The following is a 20,101-nucleotide window of genomic DNA, read 5'->3' on the forward strand; positions in this document are numbered from 1 at the left end:
GATCCACCACTCAAGGCACGCAGGAAACCATTGGCAAACCGACAGACCCCTTAGTGGCTTTTTAGCCAGATCATGCCATCAAAGGCACCAAGCTTAGCCTTATCTTGGGTATCGTAGAGTGTGAACCGGCATGCAAAATTGACCCCGTAGCGGGGTAATCGGCGCCCAAAAATGACCCCCTTACATTGATGGTCATGATGCTTCCGAGGTCATCGGGAGCGCAGTGTGGGATGTTGGTCGTGGAGACGATAGCGAAGATTCGGCGGGCATATTTTCAGGACAAGAAGTCGATCAAGCAGATTTGCCGCGAGCTGCGGGTATCGCGGAACACGGTGCGCAAGGTGATCCGGTCCGGTGCGACGGAGCTCACCTACGAGCGGGCCATTCAGCCGTTGCCGAAGATAGGGCCTTGGAGAGGCATGCTCGACGAGATGCTGGCAGTGAATGCGCGGAAGCCCAAGCGCGAGCGACTGACCCGCATCCGCATCTTCGAGGAACTCCGGGCCCGAGGATATGATGGCGGTTATGATGCGGTCCGGCGATACGCGGCGACGTGGTCCAAGGAGGAAGAGGAGGCATCTGCCGCGGCCTATGTGCCGCTGAGCTTCGATCCAGGGGAAGCCTACCAGTTCGACTGGAGCCATGAGATCGTAGTGATCGATGGCGCGACGACCACGGTGAAGGTGGCGCACGTCCGCCTCTGCCACAGCCGGATGCTCTTCGTGCGGGCCTACCCGCGTGAGACGCAGGAGATGGTATTTGACGCCCACGACAAGGCGTTCGCCTTCTTCGGGGGCACCTGCACGCGGGGCATCTACGACAACATGAAGACCGCGGTCGACACGATCTTCGTCGGCCGCGACCGGGCCTACAACCGCCGGTTCCAGCAGATGTGCAGCCATTACCTCGTCGATCCCGTCGCTTGCACACCGGCATCAGGCTGGGAGAAGGGACAGGTCGAGAACCAGGTCGGCGTTGTCCGACGGCGGTTCTTCGTGCCCCGGCCGAAGTTCAAGAGCTACGCCGAGCTCAACGCCTGGCTCGAGGACCGCTGTGTTGCCTGGGCCCAAGCCAATGCGCACCAGGAGCTTCGGGATCGAACGATCTGGGAGGTCTTCCAAAACGAGCGCGCGAGTCTTGTCCCCTACGTCGGTCCGTTCGACGGCTTCCATGCCGTGCCAGCCTCAGTCTCGAAGACCTGTCTCGTCCGGTTCGACAAGAACCGCTACTCCGTGGACGGTCGGGCCGTTGGCCGACCTGTCGAGATCCGTGCCTATGCCGAGCGGGTCGAGTTCTGGCAGGACGGAAAAATCGTGGGTCAGCACGCCCGAGCCTTCGGGCGCGACAAGGCCATCTACGACCCGTTGCATTACATTCCGGTTCTGGCTCGCAAGCCCGGCGCCCTCCGGAATGGCGCCCCCTTCAAGGACTGGGACCTGCCGCCATCGATCAGGCGCGTGCAGCGCAAGCTTGGCAAGGTGCCGAACGGCGACCGGCAGATGGTCCAGATCCTGAGCATGATCCCGATCGATGGACTGGATGCGGTGGATGCTGCCTGTGCCGATGCCCTGAGCGAAGGGGTCCCCGCGGCCTCGGTCGTCATCAACATCCTTGCACGGCATCGGGAGCCGCCACCGCCACTGACCATCGATACGCCGGCCGCGTTGCGACTGACCTGCGAGCCCGTCGCCGATTGCAAACGCTACGACAGTCTCAGGAGACCCAACCATGGAAAGATCACAAGTGCTGGACGCGATGAGCCAGCTGAAGCTCTACGGCATGAAGGCCGCCTACGATGAGATCATCACCACGGCGGTGAAGCGCCAGCACGAGCCGCAACAGATCGTCGGCGACCTGCTGAATGCCGAGATCAGCGAGAAGCAGGCGCGCTCGATCAAATATCAGATGACGATTGCCAAGCTGCCGCTGGCGAAAGAGGTCGACGAGTTCAGCTTCGAGGAAACGCCGGTCAACGAGACGCTGGTGCGCGATCTGGCCGCCGGGGAGTTCCTCGAACAGCAACGCAATCTCGTGCTAATTGGTGGCACCGGGACCGGAAAATCCCACCTTGCCGTGAGCATCGCACGGGCCTGCATCCGGCGCGGCAAACGGGGGCGCTTCTTCGATGTCGTGGACCTCGTGAACAAGCTCGATGCCGAAGCGCGTGCCGACCGACAGGGGCGCACGGCAGACCTGCTCTGCCGCCTCGACTTCCTGATCCTCGACGAGCTCGGCTATCTCCCCTTCGCGCAGACCGGCGGCCAGCTGCTGTTCCATCTCATCAGCCGCCTCTACGAACGCACCTCGATCATAGTGACAACGAATCTCGACTTCGGGGAATGGCCTTCGGTCTTTGGCGACGCGAAGATGACCACTGCGCTGCTCGACCGCCTGACCCATCACTGCGACATCGTTGAAACCGGCAACGAAAGTTGGCGCTTCAAGACCCGAGAATGACCGACACCAACGCTGGCCCGATACGGCTGCGCTGTATGGGGGCTACACCGCATCGGGCCAGCTACCCGTGCGCTCCAAGGGGGTCAGTTTTGGACGCCGATAGGGGGTCAGAATTGCGTGCCGATTGACAGTCTGAAGACCCTCAAACGCGCCATGTACGGCCGAGCCGGGCCAGAACTGTTGAGGGCAAGAATGCTGCCCCTCCGCCACACAGATTGAGGCAGAGCCCAATTATGGGCTACGCGACACGCGCCGCTCGGCGCGCGCTGTCGCTCTTGGCGGAAACGACGACAGCGGCAATGAAAACCCGACAATTGCCCCTGCAATGGCTCCTTCGAGACCGGTCAGTATAAGTCCTGCCCAGAGAACGCAGCCGAAGGCGAGGTAAGGCAAGAGAGATGCCCTTCGGGTTCGATTGAGCAGAAATAGACCTGCTAAGCCGCCAACCACCACCCAAAGCGGCCAAAACTGATCGAACGCTCCGTAGAACAATGCGATGACAATTACTGCGCCAAGGTCGTCGAAAATCGCTGCGGCTGTGGCAAAGGCGATGACCGCAGGGTCAACCCGGCCCGAAAACAGCGAGAGGACGCCAAGGACCAAGACGATGTCTGTCGCAATCGGGATTGCCCAGCCACGCAGGGCGACGGCATCTCCGGCATTGAGCCCGAAGTAGATCGCTGCCGGCACAATCATGCCCCCAAGCGCCGCACTTGCCGGAAGCATGGCCGCACCGGGTTCGGTCAGCGCCCCACGGGTCAGCTCAAGATTTGTGTGAAGACCGATGAGAAAGAAGAAGACCGTCAGAAGGCCCTGATTGATCCACTCGATCAGAGGGGCTTCGATTGCCCAGTCGCCCGCCCCAACCCGCAGAGGCAGGTGATGCACAATCGCGTAGATGTCCGCCAGCGGCGAGTTCGCGGCCACTATACCCAGAGCAAGACCGACGAGCATGGCGAACCCCGCGCGCCGCCCGTCGCGAACCGATTGCGTGGCAACATCCGTCAACTGTGGGCGGGCTCATCTTGCGGCGCCAGCCAGCGCGACAGGTAGGCGCGTTCGAACAGAAAGACTCCCGCGATCGTAAGGGCCGCGTAGGCGACAATCGCGGGATCGCTTTGTAATTTCATGGCAGTGAACGCGACCAGAACGATCGCATCAAACCCGAGTGCTGCAAGAATGATGACACCCGAGGCACCGATCTCTGCCCTGCGGTAGCGCCAGACACCCCAATGCACGGCCATATCCATCATCAGATAGAAGAACGCACCCAACGACGCGATGCGGCTCAGATCGAAAAACACAGCAAGGAAGGATGCGATCACCACGGTGTAAACCAGCGTATGCCGCTGGATCGGACCGGACATGCCGAAGTGACTATGCGGGATCATCTTCATATCCGTCAGCATCGCAAGCATCCGCGAGACCGCAAAGACACTCGCCAGCACGGCAGACGCCGTGGCGACGACGGCCAGCAGGACCGTCAGCAGGAAGCCTACCTGCCCCAATGCCGGTTCCGCCGCCTCGGCCAGCGAATAGTCCTTGGCGGCAATGATCTCGTCTATGGTCAGGCTGGACCCGACACCGAAGGCCACGAGCAGATAGACGACGACGCACAGCGCAATCGAAATCATGATCGCGCGCCCCACGTTGCGGTTGGGATCGGTGATCTCGGCGCCGCTGTTGGTGATCGTCGTGAACCCCTTGAACGCAAGAATGGCAAGCGCGACCGAGGCGACGAAACCCATCGGGCCGAAATCCACAGCGTCCCGCGACGCGGCTGCAAATTCAAACCCGCTCGACCACAGGGCCGCGATCCCGAAGAGCGCGATGCCCCCGATCTTGATTGCGGCCATGACCATCGAGAACAGCCCAATTGACCGGTTGCCCGCGATGTTTACGACGAAGGCGAAAAGGATTACCCCAACGGCCAGGATGGGCACCAGCGGCCCGCCCTCGATATCGAACGGACGCAAAAGATAGGTGGCAAAGGTCCTTGCGACGAGGCTTTCCGCGATCACCATGCTGAGCGCCATTAGAAGCGCCGCCCCAGCCGCAACTGCCCCCGGTCCGTAGCATTTTTGCAGGATCATCCCGATCCCCCCTGCCGAGGGCCAGGCGTTGGACATCTTGATGTAGCTGTAGGAACTGAACCCGGTGACGATCGCGCCGATGATGAACGCAATGGGAAAGAACGGCCCGGCCAGTTCGGCGATCTGCCCGGTCAGAGCAAAGATCCCTGCCCCGATCATCACGCCCGTGCCCATGGCAACCGCGCCGCCCAAAGTAATGGAGTTCTTCTTGTAGCCGTCGCCGCCGTGGTCGTGCTCATGGTTCATGATTTGCCCCGTCTTTCCTGTTTCTTAGTTCGGCCTTTGCCAAGCGTTTGTGTGTATGGCCACTCCGCCTGCTAAGTGGCGACGCAAACCGCTCAGCGCCTGCTCCAGATCAAGGTGATCAACAATGGAATTGGCCCCTGCGTGTCGTGCATCGCTGGACCGCATTGCCTCAAGTGTCACCAATATCATCGCAGCCGTCAAATCAGCCTGATCGCCACCTTCGAACAGGTTCGCGGCGATCTCTTTGCCTTCGCAATCGAACGCAACCGCCGCAATCCGTGTTCGTAATTGCCCGAATTGCGGCAGCCACTGTGAAAGCTTTGTCATTTGCCGGGGATGCTCTGACATCCAACGTCCGAGCCTAAGCCGTTGTGCCACTGCAAACAGGCGTGTGACAAATGGCGGATCGACGGCCAGGTAATGGTGAACACGGAGTTCGAGTCCGCCAGGATGAATACCCTCATCGGGAAACGCCACATCGAGCGCCAGTCTCGGCGCCTCGTTCTGTGCGAAACTGAACCTCCAGGGGTGCGTGCCTGGAAACACAGACCGGCCCGTCACCGGATCGTCATAAGGCTGTCCAAGCGTCCGAAAGAACCACTCGGCCGCCGCCTGTCCATAGTGACGGCCCATACCAAGCTCGACTCCGATACGCAGCGTCTCTACCCGTTTGTCGCTTGCCAGAGCTGCCGCCATCAATGTGCTGAGACCCGGAGCAGTTCCAACACCCGTCACAAGACACCCGTTTGTCCCGTCCGCCGCCCGGATCAGGGCGTGGACATAGCTCGGCGTCGCCGATGTATCGAGCACCGTACCGCCTCTTGCGAGAATTTCAGCGACCAGCCCCGGCGGTGTCGCTTCGGTCAGATTTACGACCATGGCGTCGTCGGGAAGTGAATGGGCCGCGTCGGGGCGCGCCACGTCGAGGGCTGTGTAAACCACGTTTTCATGCGCCGTTTCAACCGCACGGTTTCGCCTGGAAACCGCCCAAACCTTCCATTCCTGATGGTCGGAAAGGAGGCGAACAAGCCGCGACCCGACATCACCGGATCCTCCGAGGATCACCAGATTGCTCACTCCGTTCACCCTCTTGGTCTCGGCGCTTCTAAATCGCAAATCCGTCTTGCATTTCCGATATCAAACTCAATCTTCGATCAATTCGCAGGCGAGCGCTCGATCGTCGGCAAAAACTGACGCCGCTCCGGTTTCCCGATAGCCAGCTTGCGCTCTGCAAAAAACGGAACAGAACGCTTGCGTTCATTGCGCGGCAACTTCCCGGAATCGAGGCAGAAACGCCGGAACATTCTCTGCATATCTCTCCCATGCCTCGCCAAACCGGGCCCGACTGTCGGCCTCCTCGCTCTTGGCAAGTCGCGCATACATCCAGACCAGAACCGGGAACATTGCAAGCGTGAGGATTGTCGGCCATTGCACGAGGAACCCTGCCATGATGAGAGCGAACCCCACATATTGCGGATGCCGTATCCGGGCGTAGGGACCCGTGACCGCCAGTCGCCCGGCCCGCTGTGCTGCCCAGAGATGGTGCCAGGCCACCGAGATCAGCCAGAAGCCCCCACCGATGAATGCAAAGCTGAGGAAATGGAACGGCCCGAAATGCGGGTTCGCTTCCCAGCCGAACATCATTTCCAGAAGGTGCCCGCTGTCATGGGCGAACCAGTCAATCCCCGGCCAGTTGGATTGGAGCCAACCCGACAGGAAAAAGATCGTCAGCGGAAACCCGTACATCTCGACAAAAAGTGCCACGATGAAAGCACTGAATGCGCCGAAGCTGCGCCAGTCACGCGATGTCTGTGGCTTGAAGAAACTGAACGCGAACAGAATGAAGACCGCCGAATTGATGAACACGAGCAGCCAAAGCCCGTATGACGATCCCGGGTCGCTCGTCATTTGTCATCACCCGATCCGCGGCCGCCATGTCCGCCGTGGCCACCATGACCGCCATGCATGAAGAAATGCATGCCAACACAAAGCAGCAAAGGGAGCCAGATCAGCAACCCGCTGCCCAGAATGTGCACCCGATGCTCGTAACCCAGCAGTAGTCCACCAAGGATGAGCGCAAAGATCAGGTAGATGCCCGCGCGTGATTTCCAGAACGAGGGCGGCCTCGGCGGATTGTCATTATCCAAATGTTTTTCGTGATGTCTTGTCATAACACATTCCCGTAGTCAGTTGTGGATCGAGGGGACATGAAACCAGCCCCCACGCGTCGGAGCCATTCGCGCAGTTTCTGCAAGGTTATGGCCAGTCTTTTTTCGCGTCATACGTCATGTCCCTTGAAAAGAACTCCTGCGGGCGCGCGACGTCCCTGAACCGCATCGAATTCGGCTTCTGTCAGAAAATCAAGCGCCCGCCGCCCCGTGACATCCGCCGCAGCCGCAAGAACATGCGCCCAGCTTGATCGGTTGGCGAACAGCATCCCGTTGGTATCGAGTGTACCGCCGCGACCGCAAAACCCGAGGAATTTCGACTTCCGCAATCCGGTATCAAGGCGGCGGAGGAGACCGCAGAGCGGCTCCGGCCTGGTATGCGCGACAAAAACCCGGGCGCCTGCCGTTTCGGGAAAGAATATTTCGAGCGTCGCGTCGGAGGCGGTCATCTTCGCCTCATGATCGTCGCGGGTGCTGCGGAACCGTCCCGGCTCGACCATCACGATGACACGGTGCCGCACGCTCTTTTCTTTCAGGCGATCCGACGCCGTGAGAGTTTCGGCCAGTTGGTAAGCGCCAATGGCGACCAAGATCAATTCCGGGTCATCGCCACCGACATCGCGCAGGCAGACCGCGCCGTCGGCCAGCGCCCGTTGCGCCAGTTCGGGAGATAGCACGTCTGGAACTTCGCGCTTGGGAACCACCATCGTCCAGATCGCCCCGTGTGATCGAAAGACATCCCGCAGGCATGCGACGGCACTGTTCCAGTCCACAGGAAACACGACGCGAGAGAGATCGGACATCTCCGCCCACATCGTTTCGGCGGCGGTCGTGTCCTGATGCGACAGCTCGTTCTTGCCATTTTCCCACGTATGCGAGGTGAGGACAACCGGCAGGCCAAGCCAATAGGGTTGGCGACCTGCGGCGATCAATTGCCGCGTGAAGATCAAATCCTGGCGCAAAGCGCCAAGCATTTTCGTGGCGAAGGCTTCGTAGGAGACTGCCAGATTGAGACCGCTCTTGTTTCCCAGAACGGCGCATATGACGGCTTCTTCGTTAAGGGCTGTTATCACGCCACCGGTCTCGGATTCCGGCATCCCGGGCTCGGGGGCGGTCACACGATGCTTCAGCAGATCTAGGGTCGCGTTCATCCTGTTGCTGCGCATTTCATCAGGGTTGCCGACGCGGGCGCGCAGGCCGGGATTGGCGAGGACAAGCGCTTCGAAGTATTGGTCGAGACCTTCCATCGGCGAGACGTTTCTGCGACCCTCAGAGGCGTGCCACGGCGGTTCGGGCAGGCTGGGCGTCACCGCCGGGCGCGAGATCAGGGGATGGGCCCGCTCCTTGGGACGTCCCGAGGCGTCATGGTTGTTGAGCGCAAGCACCGCATCCGACAGGTCTTTTGGCGGCACCCAGAGGTTCGCGGCACCTTCGTTGAAGTCACGGCGGGCGGCCGCGTCGGTTCGCGGATTGCCCTCGAGCGGCAGGTTATGCGCACGGTTCGTGCCGGCGCCGGGAAATCCGAAACCTTTGACCGTCTCCGCGATGCCGTAGTGTAGACGGATCGCAGGTGCTTCGTCCTTTTCCCGAACGGCCAGGGCATCGGCGGCGAGACGTTCCTCGATCTCAAAGATCGCCCAAGCGAAGGCTGCCGGATCGCGCCCGTCCAGATCGATCGGATCGAAACCGTTCAGCCGCAGGTGCCGACGGAACCAGTCCACGCCGCCGGATTGCGCCATTGTCGTGCGCTGGTCGATCCGTCGACCGTTCGCGATCATGATCGGGGCGACCGGCCCGGTGTCTTTCGAACGCCACCAGCGCGGTGCCCAGTCGCTTCCGCGCTGTTCTTCGAAAGCACCGTCACTCATGAACGCCACAAGATGTTCACCGGGCTGAGGCATGTGCCCGTAGAGCAGTCCGGCAAAGCCGAGATAGCCGCCTTCGATGAGACCGCCGGCGGTATGCGCGTTCACATGGCTGCCGAGCGCAGATGCGGGGCGTCCCTCGGCGGTGATCTCGTAGGAATAGAAATCCCGAACGAAGCGCGTCAGGCCGGGATCGGAAAACGAGTATCGGTTCTCCTGTTCGGACGACATGTTGTTGACGATGAGGTTCACCGCGTCGATCGCGGCAACGCAATGCCCCTGTCCCATCAGCCAGGATCGTGTCATGCCGCCAAGCGCGTTTGCAGCCAGATAGCCGACATAGGCTGGAACCATGTTGAGCGACCCGCCGGTATGACCATCGGGACCGGCTTTGAAATCCTCGGCGTCAAGCGGTGTCCCGTCCGTGCGCACGTTTCGCGCATAGGTCATATGCACCACGAGCCACATTGCCGCCTTCGTGATGCGATCTGCTGCGGCGAGGATACGCCAGGCTTCGGCCCTGTCGCGCACTCGCCCGCGACGCTCGAGAATATCGACCATGTCGTGGACCCGCACCTGTGTCAGGTCGTCATGGGCCGCAAGACCCGCGCCAAGCACCCAATCCGCAAAGGCCGGTTCGTTGCCACGATAGAGAGCGGCCCGATCCCTTGTCCGCACTTGCCCGGCGGCCGGCGTCTCCAAGTGCCTGTTGTGGTTTTTGGACATCCTGATTTCCCTGCTTCTCTAGTCGATGCTTGTGCCCGCTCGCACCCCAAGCGACCCGAATGCTTCAGCCAGAACGTCGGCGATTCCGATCGCATTCGATGGATGCGGTATGGTGTCGGTGGTGATGATCCTTGCGGCACCGGCTGCCAGAATGTCATCATGTGCGGAACCGGCGAAAACCGCGTGGATCACGAGGCACACCGGCGCGCGGCTGCCCGCCGCAACGAGCCGTTCAATGGTGCGCACCAAGGTCCGTCCCGAAGAGGCGATATCGTCCAGGATCACGGGCGTGCCATCGCGCAACACGGCACTTTCCGGCACGCTGACCTCGACCTGACGGTCGCCGGTCCGGACCTTGCGCAGCACTTCATAGGGCCGTCCGGCCAGCCGGGCCACCTCGGCCACCCATTGCTGGCTTTCGCTATCGGGGCCCAAAAGAACAGCGTCGGGCAGGTTAGTCTTGATCCAGTTTGCAAGCAGTGGGGCGGAAACGGCGCGCACCGCTGGGATCGGGAAAACCTCCTCCAGCCGAGCGATCCGGTGCAGATGCGGATCGACCGTCACCAGCCAGTCGAAACTTTCACCCAGGAAGTGCGCGAAAAGCCGCGCGCTGACCGCCTGCCCAGCCTCGAAACGGCTGTCCTGCCGCATGTAACCGAGATAGGGTGCGATCAATCCGACGCGGCGCGCGCCCATCTCGCGGGCCGTCGCCGCGGCGAAGCGCAACGGCAGCGCATGATGGTCTGGATTGCGTAATGTCGCCAGGAGCGCCACGTCGGCCCCGTCCAGATCGCCCGGCAAGGTCATCAGGCTTTCGCCATCGGGGAAATGGTGCCAGTCGAGCGTGCGCAATTCCGCCCCCATCGCGAGTGCCAGAGTTTCGGTCAGTAGCTTCATTTCGGGAAACGGTATGAGGATCATGGGCCCTCCTCGGACAGCGTGAGAACCCCGGTTTGGGATTCGGCATAGGCCAGGGCATAGGCCAGTTCGCCCGCTGTCTCGGCATGGAGTTCATAGAGCGGCTGGCCCTCGTCCACCCGGTCGCCCAACCGCACCAGCAAGCGAATGCCTGCGCATTTCTGACGCGGCGCGCCTGCCAGCTTGGCGATGCGGGCGATCCGGCGGTTATCCACGGATGTCAAAAGGCCCGCGTGGGGGGCGTGTATCTCGATCCGCTGCGCCGCCGTTCCGGGTTCCCGGAACCCGCCCTGCGCCTCACAGATCGCCATGAACCTGGCCTCAGCCGCGCCACTATCCAGCAGAGCCCGGGCCCGGTCTCGTCCCTGCCCCGCCACGCCGTCGGGAGCGAGGTCCAGAAGATGCCCGGCCAGATCCAGCGCCCTTTCGCGCAGGTCCGCAGGCGCATCGGGCGCGCGTCGCAGGACCGCCAGCACGTCGATGGCTTCCAGCGTCGGGCCGATGCCGCGCCCGACCGGAGCGATGCCGTCGCTGATATGCAGCGCCAGGTTCAGACCCAACGCATTGCTGACCGCTGACACACGGACGCCGAGTGCCTCGGCAGCCTTCTCAGAGCGCACCTTGGCCGTGGGTCCGACCGGCATGTCGATCAGGACATGCGTGGCACCCGCCGCGGCCTTCTTCGACAGTACGCTTGCCACCAACTGACCGGTCGAGTCGAAATCAAGCGGGCGTTCGACACGAATGAAATGATCGTCGGCGGGGCTGAGGGCGAGCCCGCCACCCCAGACGATGCACCCGCCTTCTGCTTCGACTACCCTGCGCAGCGCGGCGGCGTCGAGCGCAACGGGTGCCATGGCCTCCATCGTGTCGGCCGTCCCTGCCGGCGACGTGATCGCACGGCTGGACGTCTTGGGAATCAGGTGCCCCGCTGCGGCGATGATAGCAACCACGATCGGCGTCGTTCGATTGCCCGGCAAACCGCCGACGCAATGCTTGTCGAGAATGGTCCGCCCTCCCCAGTCGAGCGTCTGCCCGGCGCCCTGCATGGCGCGGGTCAGTGCCACGGTCTCGGGCTCATCCAGCCGCTCACCCGCACAGGCGGTGACGAAAGCGGCAAGCTCGAGATCGGACAGCCGGCTGTCGAGCGTGTCGCTCACGATTGCCGCGAACCCAGCCTGATCCAGCCTGTCGCCATAGGCTTTCGACCGGATCATCGACGCGGAAACGGGCGGTTCGGGATGAGAAAACGCTCCCTTGTCCCCTGCTCGCGCACCAAGCGCCGCCCAAGCCGAGGCGGACAGCGCCGCCTGATCCACGTCAAGCCACGCTCCGCGGCCAACGACATTCAGGGTTGCGATGATCCAACGGTCCTCCAGGTCGATCCGCACACGGGTCTGGGCCGCGAACCCCTCGGAGCGACAGATGTGGCAGTCTTCGTTCATATAGACGACCGGTTGCCGGTAGGTGTCGATCCCGGCGGGGACAAGAGCAAGCGTATCGGTCATCGCGGCCGGTCCAGATAGACGGATTCGAGGTGCTCCGGGACGCGCACGGATCGTCCAAGCTCGTGTTTGACGCGAAATCTCAGGGTGTCCGCAGCCGAAGGTTCCCCGTGGGTCAGATAGGTCATCGTGGGTGCGGGACCGGCGGACATCCAGCGCAGGATTTCGTCGGCATCGGCATGCCCGGAAAAGGACTGGAGCTGAACCACTTCGGCCTCGATCGGGAACTCTCGTCCGAACATGCGCAAGGTTCGCGGGACATGGGCCAGCACCGCGCCACGTGTTCCGCCGGCCTGAAAGCCGGACAGCAGGATCGTGTTCCGCCTGTCGCCGCCAAAGCTTGCCAGATGGTGCAGGATGCGCCCGCCGGTCAGCATTCCGCTGGCGGAGACGATGATCATCGGGCCCTGGCGCGTGTTCAGATCCTTCGATTGCTCGACCGTGTTGACGCGCTTGGCAATCTCGAACATCGCGACGCAGTCTTCGCGGCTGACGTGATGCTCTGCGTGGTGGCGGTGATAGATATCGGTCGCATCCACGGCCATCGGGCTGTTGAGGAACACCGGTACATAGGGAATGTCCCCCCGCGCCATGAGCCGCGCGATATGCAGCATCACCCCCTGCGCCCGTCCGACCGCAAATGACGGGATCAGTACCGTGCCGCCACGGGCAAACGTGCGCTTCAGGACTGGGGCCAGTTCGGCCTCGGGGTCGGTATCGGGATGGGAGCGATTGCCGTAGGTGGATTCGCAGACCAGCACATCGGCTCCACCGAACGGTTTCGGCGGCCGCATCAGCGGATCGGGATCATGGCCCAGATCGCCGCTGAAATGGACGACCCTGTCGCCGATCTCGAAACGGATCTGGGCGGCGCCCAGAAGGTGCCCGGCCGGGATGAAACGGGCGGCGACCCCGTCGCCGAGGTCGATCCTCTGATCGAAGCCATGCGGCCGAAGGCGTTCCAGCGCCGCCTCTGCATCCTTGAGCGTATAGAGCGGTTTGGGGTTCTTGTGTTTGGAAAACCCCCTCCGGGCGGCAAAGCGCGCCTCTTCTTCCTGAATGTGTCCGCTGTCGGGCAGGATAAGCCCGCAAAGGTCTGCTGTCGCCTCGGTGCAGTGGACCCGGCCGCCGAACCCCGCCCGGATCAGCGCCGGCAGGTATCCCGAATGGTCGAGATGTGCATGTGTGAGCAGCACAGTGTCGATCGTGTTCGGACGCACGGGAAACGTTTTGCGGTTGCGTTCTCGCAGGTTCTTGAACCCCTGGAACAGGCCGCAATCCACGAGAATGCGCCGTCCCATGGCCTCGATCAGATAACGCGATCCCGTCACGGTCCCGGCGGCACCCAGAAAGCGTAGTTTCGGACGTGTGATTTGTGTCATGCCTAAGTCTCCCTATTCGCGATGGCGTTGAAGAGCCCGCCGAAGATCAACGCGGCATACCAGCCATAGAGAAAGCTCTCGACCAGACCGACGATGAAGCCAAGCGGTGTCAGCCAGACGAACCCTGGCAGCAGGCCGGACCAGGTCTGGTACATCGCATAGCCGGGAAAGATCAGATCGAACGCGATGCAGACCAGATAGGTCACCGCCAGAAACAGGCTCAGCGCCCAGCCCAGCGGCACAAGTGGCAGGCGCGCGCGCCCCGTCGCGGTATCCGCGCCCATGACACATGCCCCGCACGTCATGCGCAGGGCCAGGAAAAGGATCGCCGCGACTGCGGTGAAATAGATGATAGGCATCATGGCTTGTTCCCTCCTCGCCGCCGGTGGGACCGGTCCGCAAGAGCCTTGCTATCCGGCGCCGCCGTGCCGTGGCTCGCGCGGGACGCAGATCCCGCGCGGGGGTGTCGTGTCAGTGGCCGCAGCAGCAGCCGGATTTGGCCGGCGTCTCCTTGGCGGATTCCGTGACGCGCGGCTCGGGCTTGGCTTGGCCCTGCGCGTCGGATTTGCCGCCGCAACATCCGGTCGATTTCTCGGCAGCGCTGGCTTGCTTCGGGGTATTGGAAAGACTGTCCATCTGGACCTCCTCTTTTTGCCTTCGTTCTATAGACGCGGCTCGACGGACAGCATTACAGGAATTCGGACATTGGCGCGTTTGCAGTGTGAGGATGCGGGCGGTCTCGCAGGCCGGAGGCAGTCGTTTGGTAGCTCCGACCGGGACGCCCGATCCGGGCTGGCATGGGTCGAGCGGTTCTGACAGCTACAGCAGTCGTCGCGCGGCCCAGCCAATCGCCTCCAGGCCACGCGCGCGCAAGCCGCGGCGGTGCCACGCCGGCTGGGTGATTTCAGCGGCCTCTGCGAGGTCGCCCAGATACTGCGCCTGCAGTTGCTCGGCCAGGGTCCGATCCCGAGCGATCAACACGAGCTCCTGGTTGATGAACAGGCTTCGGTAGTCGAGGTTTGCCGAGCCCACGATCGACCAAGCCGCGTCGATGACCGAAGTCTTGGCATGCAGTTGGCGCGGCAGGTATTCATAGACCCTCACGCCCGCCGACAGAAGGTGCGCATATGCAGCCCGAGTCGCCCAGCCGGCGACCGGCGGATCGCTCCGGCGGGGGACCAGCAAACGTGCGTCCACGCCGCGCCGGGCGGCGGCCTGAAGCGCGCGGTCGACCACGGTTCCAGGACTGAAATATGGTGAGGTCAGATAAACGTGGGTTTGCGCCATTTCGATCAGCCCCGCATGCAGACAGCCAAGCCGCTTGCGGCACAGGCGCGAGTAGCTCGGCACCAGCAACCCCTCGATCCCCTTGGTATCATCGGGAATCGCGCTGGCCGGAAGCTGGCCAGCGTCAAGCCAGAGTCGCTCGAAATGCCTGACAGCGAGCTCCACCAGCGGGCCCGCGACGCGCACATGGGTGTCTCGCTGACGGGTCTCGCCGTGAAGTCGGCGCGAGTTCAGTCGGCGTATGTTGAAACCGCCCAGGAATGCTTCCCGGCCATCGACGACCAGAAGCTTGCGGTGGTTGCGTTGCAGATATCTCAGCGGGTGCAGCAGGCTGAAGGGGCGAAACCAGCGGAACCGGACCCCGGCCTGTTTCAATTCGTGTCGCAGCCTGCGAAAGTTTCTCTGGCCGGCACCGAAGGCGTCGAGGTGCAGCCGCACGTCAAGGTCGGCGCGCGCTTTTTCCGCGAGCGCGGCCACGAAACGCGCGCCGACCTCGTCGGCCGCAAAGATATAGGACTCCATGCGGATATCGCGCGTCGCGCGCTCAATCGCGGCGATCATCTCGTCGTAAAGCACATCGCCTTCGACGAAAAGCCGGAACGTGCCCTCGCCCTCGCCGAGGTCCGGCACACACATCGCAGCGCGCGCATGTTTGCTCGACCGCGAGACGCCCGTTGCTTTGCGGCTGATACCGTCCGCCCGAATAAAATTTCTGTCAAAGACGCGCATGGTTCCCGCTTAGCGCATCGTGAATCTGGCAGCAACGTCAGGGTCGTCGACTGGTGCGCCGCTTCCTGATATGATGGCGCGAGAACCTGCTTTGATCTCGATGGTGGCGCGATGGCCAGGGCGGTCAGACACCGGACGGATCATGGAGACCGTGCTGGCACCAGACGCAATCGCAAGCGACATGGTCGCAACTGCGGTCTTTAAGAGGTTCGCGATAGCGAAACCGGGCGAGCGGCAGCACGAGGCGCTTGGTAAACGACAGCCGATAGGCCGTCGCCAATACCGAGCGGGTGTCGTTGGCACCGAGTTTTCCGATCAGATAATCCAATCCGCGCGCGCCGGTCCGGTTGAACATGAACCGGTTGACCACGCCGGCACTCAGGCCCGGCTGCAAACTCTGCCGCCAGGCCCTGGAGTAGTCGGTGCCGCGTACCAGGCTCTCTGCCGCCAGTTGGCCCGTTCGCATCGCATAGCGCAACCCGAATCCTGCCAGAGCGTCCTGAAAACCCGCGTGCTCGCCGATCACCGGGTTTCCGCCCTGCATCGCTGTGCGTGGCAATCTGACATTCCCGAAACCGCCGAAGCCGCGCGCATTCTGCATTTGCAGCCCGGCGTGACGTTCGAAATACGACACCGTCGCTGCAAGATAGTGCGCCTGATCGCGAAAGCCCGTGAAGATGCAACTTGCCACCGTTCCGCGTCCTTCGTTCACGAGCAGATAGGCGTAGCCCTTCGGGGCAAGTTCCGGCCCAAACGCAAGCCAGGCACCATCGGGCATGGCCGTGTCAAAGACGTAGCCGACCGCGATGATATCAGCACGGCGCGGTCCGCCTGCCAGTATCATGTTCCCCGACGTGGCCGTGACCCGATCGTTGAACCGCACCTCGACACCGGCCGCCTGGGCCTGAGCCAGCAGGGCGCGGTCCAGCGACCCCGGCGCGCTGCCTCGCCGCAAGAGATAGAAGAGAGGCTTTGCTCCGTGCACCCGGTGGGTCCGTGCGCGGCTGTCGAAGACGACGCCTTCGGTAAGGCCGCTATGATCGAAATCGGCCTCTATTCCGGCCTCGGCGAGTTCGTCCAGAACGTCCTGCGCGTCGGTCCAGTTCTCCAGACCCTGAAAATCGTCATGGAAACGGTGACCGACAGCGCCAGCAAGCCTGGCCCCAGATCCACGATCCCCATCATGAAATAACCCGCCTGCGCCATCGACGAATAGGCCAGCAGGCGCACCTCGTTGCTTTGCACCAGCGCCGCCAGGTAGCCGCACGTCATCGTCATGGCGGCGATTAGCGCGACCACCAGCGGCCAGCTGTTACCGACCGGTAGGTCGCGCAAGATCTGCGCGAAGGCGAAGATTGCCGCGACCTTGGTAATTACCGACAGATAGGCGGCCACGGACACCGGCGCGCCGTCATAGGCGTCGGGTGCCCAAAACTGGAACGGCACCAGCGCCGCCTTGTAGCCCAGCCCGATCAGCACCGCGGTCAGCCCGGCCAGCGCGATCAGCGTCCTGCCCGCCAGCCGGCCCAGCTCGGAAAGGAGCGTCGAGCCGGCACCGCCGTACGAGATGGACCAGCCGGAGACCCGGCGTTCAATCGTGCCGCTTTAGCCTCTGCGCCCGCGTGACTGCCGCGGCGACGCGGAGCAGGCCTTCCGGCTCCTGTTTTTGGGGGGAGCCGGACCAATCCTGCGGCTGACGATTTGCATTCTTTTCAAGGCTGTAGAAGTCGCTTACGTTTGGAAACAGAGAGTAGGCCTGAAAAGGAAAATGCCATGTGCCTGTCGGCCCAAGTCAGTTTTGCTGCAAGCGTTTTCCTTGTCGGGGGTGGGGCCGCCATTTCAATCGTGGCCTTCCAGCGCAACAAACGCTATCTCCCGCTTGCATTGATGCCGCTTTTCGCAGGTCTTCAGCAATTCACTGAGGGTTTCGTGTGGGTTGGCATGAACGGAAATGATCCCCTGACGGTCTTGTGGGGGGCAATGGGGTTCATCTTCTTCACGTGGTTCATGTGGCCGATATGGGTTCCCTTCTCGGTTTATGTGCTGGAGCCGGACGACAGTCCGCGCAAGCGATTGTTCCGCCTCATGGCGCTGATCGGACTGGCCTTCGGCCTGCTGCTATACATCCCGCACGGGCTCAACAGCGACATGGTTGTGGTAGAGCTCAACAACCAGTCGCTGGCCTATGAAAAATCCATGTGGCTCGATTTCATGATGCCGCGGTGGTTGACCAACACGATCTACGTGACCCTCATCACCCTGCCGCCGGCCCTGTCGCACTACAAACATGTGCGCCATTTCGCCTTGACGCTGGTGGCGGTGATCGTGGTCGATATTGCTTTCCTGCAATATGCCTACATCTCTTTCTTCTGCCTGCTGGCAGGACTTGCGACGCTGCATCTGGTCTACATCATCCTGACAAATAAGTGCGCCCGTGAATGTCCTGAACTGTTTGCCTAAATCCGACAAGTAAATGGCGCGCTCTACGGAATCACAACGGCGATTCTCTGTATTTCTTACCGGCCTGTCCAAGGGGTCGTCGTAGGCTGAACGTCAGGGCTTCCGGGACGCTGCCATGGTACCGGCGCGTGAATGGGCGGGCTGTCTGGTCGGTCATTGATTATTGCGCTTCGTCTTGCGGGCTTAGACTGTGTTGGTTGGTTTGGTCACTGTGGCGTCATGTGCTCTGCGGGCGGCCTTCCCTGCCTTGCGCCTAGCGTCGGTTCCTGTCTTGAGGGCTTTTTACAGGGATGGCCACGAGCGCTTCTTCGACAACAATGCCGTCACGATGTGCTTCGACTATTCTGCTGGCGAGCAAAACCGAAACGAGGATACCAACCAGAATGAGAGGTCCGAACATGTCTGTCTTCCTTGCTGATGAACGCTGATTGCGCGGTTCATAAGTGTAGACGCCGGCTCTGTCCTTTCGTTACACACATCGGGGTGCGGTCCGTAACCCGACCACTCAGTGGCCCACACTTCGCCTCCCTTCTCCGCGCGTTTGATCTTCGTCCGACGCCGATACTGTGAGGACTGACGATACCAAAGCACTGGCTATCTGGCGGCGGAACAAAAAAAGAGCTGTTTTGGCGTCACCTGTGCTGAGCCCGACCGCGTCTGCCGCAGACCGAAGGCTCCGCCCTTCGACATCTACCTTGAGAAACAACTCGCCCGACAGCCTTCCAACATCGGCCTCAACAATGCTTCGACACTCGCAAAACACATCCGAAATCAAGTCTGCGACTGCCTGCGCATCTGCCGGTTCCGTGGTCATACGATCCTCCCGAGCGTCTTCTTTATGAAGACGCCGTTTGAAGCGCAGCATTACAAAACCGCCTCAAGACGGGGTGTTTTCGTCCTTACAATCGGTCTCTTCAACAGGATGCTCGCAGCCGACCGGCGGACAGGAGCAATCGTCAAAGCCATGACGGCAACAAGGGCCGCAGTGGGCCATCAACGCGTCACCCAAGGCGGCGCGGGCGCGGTGGAGACGCACATTCAGTGTGCCGGACTTAAGCCCGAGGTCCGCTGCCACAATGCCGCGATCCTCGTCGTCAATGTCAATTCGGCGGATCAGTTCGGCGTCACCGGAACGCAGTTCAGTGACCAGCCCTTTGACGCAGTTGCAGATCACGTCCATGTCTTCGACCGGGTCATCCGCGACAACCGCAGACTGAACTTCCAGTGCGACAGCCTCTGTCAGACGCCTCGACCGTCCCGACTTGCGATAGTGATCATTCAGCGCCGAACGCAACACCGCGTAAAGCCAGGCATCCATGCGGTCCGCCTCGCGCAGCTGATCCTTACGTGCCAGAACGCGGATGCAAAACTCCTGCAGAACGTCCTCAGCATCGGCCCGGTTTCCCAGCCGTTTGACGAGAAACCCCAAAAACGCATTTCTGTTCACCGACAGTGTTGTCTCGAGGCCGGGCGGATCACCGTCGCTGTCCATTGGGATATGGTTTTTGGTTTCCGACATGGTTGCACGCCGCCCTTGCACCGAAATTCCGATCCAGCCCGGCAGGCGGATACATCGAACATGTCGCCATGGGCAGATACCATGAAGCTATCCATTCCAAGGCGAAATTCCAATGTTAGTGATTTTGAAATCAGCAATCCATCGTGCCGATGAAATTTATCCGCATGGTTGCTGCTGACAAAGGCGCCGCGACTTTCAAAATCTCATTGCTTCAAGTCGCGTCGTCAGGTTGGGGAAGTAATTTTTCGTAATCGTTTTTCTTTTTGAGCGTCCTTGCCTTAACGTGGATGGAAAGGACTACGCACGGCTTTTTCGTGCGCGGTACCAGATCTGGCAAAAAAGGCCAAGCACGACAGGAGCCAGTGCGGACATGAGTGAACTGACGCAATACGCCATTCTGCTCGGCCTGACGTTCGGCACGGTCGGGCTGGTCCTGAGCATCTATGCCCTCGCCCGTGCGATCGGGCGGGCCCGTGCCGAACCCGCCAAGGACGTGCCCGCAACCGCCGGCACGCTGGCCCGCGATCCGGTCTGGGTCCGATACCACGCCAAGTATTACGGCTATGCGCTATTGTTTCTGGCCTTCGATATGGAGATGGCGTTCATGTACCCTTGGGCGGTCGTCTACCGTGAAGAGGGGCTGGTTGCCCTGCTCGACATGGGTGTCTTTCTCGCAATCCTGTTTCTCGGCCTGCTCTATGGATGGAGCCAGGGCGCGCTGAGGCGGCAATGATGGATTTGTCCGG

20 protein-coding genes are annotated in these 20,101 nt (G+C 61.7%); 4 read left to right on the forward strand and 16 right to left on the reverse strand.

The genetic code is table 11. The features are described 5' to 3' along the window. Nucleotides 1-230: 230 nt before the first annotated feature. Nucleotides 231-1,799 carry an IS21 family transposase gene (gene istA, locus PAF18_RS16815; RefSeq protein ID WP_271115489.1) on the forward strand — a complete coding sequence of 523 codons (1,569 nt, stop codon included), beginning with the start codon at nucleotides 231-233 and terminating at the stop codon, nucleotides 1,797-1,799. Next, entirely contained in the window at nucleotides 1,729-2,457 is a 729-nt protein-coding gene (istB, locus tag PAF18_RS16820; RefSeq protein WP_271115488.1) for an IS21-like element ISPkr1 family helper ATPase IstB, read from the forward strand. The genes istA and istB overlap by 71 nt, the downstream gene beginning before the upstream one ends. 231 nt (nucleotides 2,458-2,688) lie before the next feature. Here istB and PAF18_RS16825 read toward each other — a convergent pair whose 3' ends face one another. The 14 genes from PAF18_RS16825 to PAF18_RS16890 form a co-directional block, all read right to left on the reverse strand. After that, nucleotides 2,689-3,465: a Na+/H+ antiporter NhaA gene (locus tag PAF18_RS16825; protein WP_271118260.1), complete on the reverse strand. Its 777-nt coding sequence runs from the start codon at nucleotides 3,463-3,465 to the stop codon at nucleotides 2,689-2,691. Next, entirely contained in the window at nucleotides 3,462-4,796 is a 1,335-nt protein-coding gene (locus PAF18_RS16830; protein WP_216034263.1) for an APC family permease, read from the reverse strand. Before PAF18_RS16830 ends, PAF18_RS16825 begins: the two co-directional genes overlap by 4 nt. Before the next feature lie 24 nt (nucleotides 4,797-4,820). Then, the gene (locus PAF18_RS16835; RefSeq protein WP_271118261.1) at nucleotides 4,821-5,873 is read right to left on the reverse strand and encodes an NAD-dependent epimerase/dehydratase family protein; all 1,053 of its coding nucleotides are present in this window, start codon (nucleotides 5,871-5,873) and stop codon (nucleotides 4,821-4,823) included. A 180-nt stretch (nucleotides 5,874-6,053) separates the two neighbouring features. Beyond that, nucleotides 6,054-6,704, reverse strand: a complete 651-nt coding sequence (locus PAF18_RS16840; protein WP_216034265.1) for a methyltransferase family protein — start codon at nucleotides 6,702-6,704, stop codon at nucleotides 6,054-6,056. After that, nucleotides 6,701-6,967 carry a DUF2933 domain-containing protein gene (locus PAF18_RS16845; protein WP_081749914.1) on the reverse strand — a complete coding sequence of 89 codons (267 nt, stop codon included), beginning with the start codon at nucleotides 6,965-6,967 and terminating at the stop codon, nucleotides 6,701-6,703. The genes PAF18_RS16840 and PAF18_RS16845 overlap by 4 nt, the downstream gene beginning before the upstream one ends. 107 nt (nucleotides 6,968-7,074) lie before the next feature. After that, complete coding sequence (locus tag PAF18_RS16850; protein WP_434802277.1) at nucleotides 7,075-9,555, reverse strand: phosphoketolase family protein; 2,481 nt, start codon at nucleotides 9,553-9,555, stop codon at nucleotides 7,075-7,077. Nucleotides 9,556-9,573: 18 nt separating this feature from the next. Further along, a complete protein-coding gene (locus tag PAF18_RS16855; RefSeq protein ID WP_043847455.1) occupies nucleotides 9,574-10,476 on the reverse strand; it encodes a ribose-phosphate diphosphokinase in 903 nt (300 codons plus the stop codon). Next, nucleotides 10,473-11,981: a thymidine phosphorylase family protein gene (locus tag PAF18_RS16860; protein WP_043847457.1), complete on the reverse strand. Its 1,509-nt coding sequence runs from the start codon at nucleotides 11,979-11,981 to the stop codon at nucleotides 10,473-10,475. The genes PAF18_RS16855 and PAF18_RS16860 overlap by 4 nt, the downstream gene beginning before the upstream one ends. Beyond that, nucleotides 11,978-13,360 carry an MBL fold metallo-hydrolase gene (locus tag PAF18_RS16865; RefSeq protein ID WP_271118263.1) on the reverse strand — a complete coding sequence of 461 codons (1,383 nt, stop codon included), beginning with the start codon at nucleotides 13,358-13,360 and terminating at the stop codon, nucleotides 11,978-11,980. The genes PAF18_RS16860 and PAF18_RS16865 overlap by 4 nt, the downstream gene beginning before the upstream one ends. 2 nt (nucleotides 13,361-13,362) lie before the next feature. Further along, a complete protein-coding gene (locus PAF18_RS16870) occupies nucleotides 13,363-13,722 on the reverse strand; it encodes a DUF5676 family membrane protein (protein ID WP_043847459.1) in 360 nt (119 codons plus the stop codon). A gap of 109 nt (nucleotides 13,723-13,831) precedes the next feature. Next, nucleotides 13,832-13,996, reverse strand: coding sequence for a hypothetical protein (locus PAF18_RS16875; protein ID WP_157835932.1), 165 nt, complete (start codon nucleotides 13,994-13,996; stop codon nucleotides 13,832-13,834). Nucleotides 13,997-14,179: 183 nt separating this feature from the next. Further along, nucleotides 14,180-15,376, reverse strand: coding sequence for a phospholipase D-like domain-containing protein (locus tag PAF18_RS16880; protein WP_271118264.1), 1,197 nt, complete (start codon nucleotides 15,374-15,376; stop codon nucleotides 14,180-14,182). Between the two features lie 124 nt (nucleotides 15,377-15,500). After that, a complete protein-coding gene (locus PAF18_RS16885) occupies nucleotides 15,501-16,361 on the reverse strand; it encodes a hypothetical protein (protein WP_271118265.1) in 861 nt (286 codons plus the stop codon). A gap of 68 nt (nucleotides 16,362-16,429) precedes the next feature. Continuing rightward, the gene (locus tag PAF18_RS16890; protein ID WP_353620703.1) at nucleotides 16,430-16,972 is read right to left on the reverse strand and encodes a proton-conducting transporter transmembrane domain-containing protein; all 543 of its coding nucleotides are present in this window, start codon (nucleotides 16,970-16,972) and stop codon (nucleotides 16,430-16,432) included. 177 nt (nucleotides 16,973-17,149) lie between these two features. On the opposite strand from PAF18_RS16890, the gene PAF18_RS16895 reads away from it, so the two are divergent. Next, on the forward strand, nucleotides 17,150-17,836 hold the full coding sequence (locus PAF18_RS16895; protein WP_271118266.1) for a DUF6629 family protein: 687 nt from the start codon (nucleotides 17,150-17,152) through the stop codon (nucleotides 17,834-17,836). A gap of 505 nt (nucleotides 17,837-18,341) precedes the next feature. On the opposite strand, the gene PAF18_RS16900 is transcribed toward PAF18_RS16895, so the two are convergent. Both PAF18_RS16900 and PAF18_RS16905 read right to left on the reverse strand, forming a co-directional pair. Then, the gene (locus PAF18_RS16900; RefSeq protein ID WP_271118267.1) at nucleotides 18,342-18,701 is read right to left on the reverse strand and encodes a hypothetical protein; all 360 of its coding nucleotides are present in this window, start codon (nucleotides 18,699-18,701) and stop codon (nucleotides 18,342-18,344) included. Between the two features lie 12 nt (nucleotides 18,702-18,713). Beyond that, on the reverse strand, nucleotides 18,714-19,355 hold the full coding sequence (locus PAF18_RS16905; protein WP_240477028.1) for an RNA polymerase sigma factor: 642 nt from the start codon (nucleotides 19,353-19,355) through the stop codon (nucleotides 18,714-18,716). Between the two features lie 370 nt (nucleotides 19,356-19,725). Between PAF18_RS16905 and PAF18_RS16910 the strand changes: the two genes are divergently transcribed. Further along, nucleotides 19,726-20,088 (forward strand): NADH-quinone oxidoreductase subunit A, encoded by a 363-nt coding sequence (locus PAF18_RS16910; RefSeq protein WP_043847423.1) that lies wholly within the window; start codon nucleotides 19,726-19,728, stop codon nucleotides 20,086-20,088. Nucleotides 20,089-20,101: the final 13 nt, after the last annotated feature.

It is taken from the genome of Paracoccus sediminicola, from assembly GCF_027912835.1.
Classification (GTDB): domain Bacteria; phylum Pseudomonadota; class Alphaproteobacteria; order Rhodobacterales; family Rhodobacteraceae; genus Paracoccus; species Paracoccus sediminicola.

Bases quoted from the DNA above. Each gene is read 5' to 3' on its own strand.
- istA (WP_271115489.1), top strand. From the start codon at position 231: ATGTTGGTCGTGGAGACGATAGCGAAGATTCGGCGGGCATATTTTCAG.
- istB (WP_271115488.1), top strand. From the start codon at position 1,729: ATGGAAAGATCACAAGTGCTGGACGCGATGAGCCAGCTGAAGCTCTAC.
- PAF18_RS16830 (WP_216034263.1), bottom strand. From the start codon at position 4,796: ATGAACCATGAGCACGACCACGGCGGCGACGGCTACAAGAAGAACTCC.
- PAF18_RS16840 (WP_216034265.1), bottom strand. From the start codon at position 6,704: ATGACGAGCGACCCGGGATCGTCATACGGGCTTTGGCTGCTCGTGTTC.
- PAF18_RS16845 (WP_081749914.1), bottom strand. From the start codon at position 6,967: ATGACAAGACATCACGAAAAACATTTGGATAATGACAATCCGCCGAGG.
- PAF18_RS16850 (WP_434802277.1), bottom strand. From the start codon at position 9,555: ATGTCCAAAAACCACAACAGGCACTTGGAGACGCCGGCCGCCGGGCAA.
- PAF18_RS16855 (WP_043847455.1), bottom strand. From the start codon at position 10,476: ATGATCCTCATACCGTTTCCCGAAATGAAGCTACTGACCGAAACTCTG.
- PAF18_RS16860 (WP_043847457.1), bottom strand. From the start codon at position 11,981: ATGACCGATACGCTTGCTCTTGTCCCCGCCGGGATCGACACCTACCGG.
- PAF18_RS16865 (WP_271118263.1), bottom strand. From the start codon at position 13,360: ATGACACAAATCACACGTCCGAAACTACGCTTTCTGGGTGCCGCCGGG.
- PAF18_RS16870 (WP_043847459.1), bottom strand. From the start codon at position 13,722: ATGATGCCTATCATCTATTTCACCGCAGTCGCGGCGATCCTTTTCCTG.
- PAF18_RS16875 (WP_157835932.1), bottom strand. From the start codon at position 13,996: ATGGACAGTCTTTCCAATACCCCGAAGCAAGCCAGCGCTGCCGAGAAA.
- PAF18_RS16880 (WP_271118264.1), bottom strand. From the start codon at position 15,376: ATGCGCGTCTTTGACAGAAATTTTATTCGGGCGGACGGTATCAGCCGC.
- PAF18_RS16895 (WP_271118266.1), top strand. From the start codon at position 17,150: ATGTGCCTGTCGGCCCAAGTCAGTTTTGCTGCAAGCGTTTTCCTTGTC.
- PAF18_RS16900 (WP_271118267.1), bottom strand. From the start codon at position 18,701: ATGCTGCGCTTCAAACGGCGTCTTCATAAAGAAGACGCTCGGGAGGAT.
- PAF18_RS16905 (WP_240477028.1), bottom strand. From the start codon at position 19,355: ATGTCGGAAACCAAAAACCATATCCCAATGGACAGCGACGGTGATCCG.
- PAF18_RS16910 (WP_043847423.1), top strand. From the start codon at position 19,726: ATGAGTGAACTGACGCAATACGCCATTCTGCTCGGCCTGACGTTCGGC.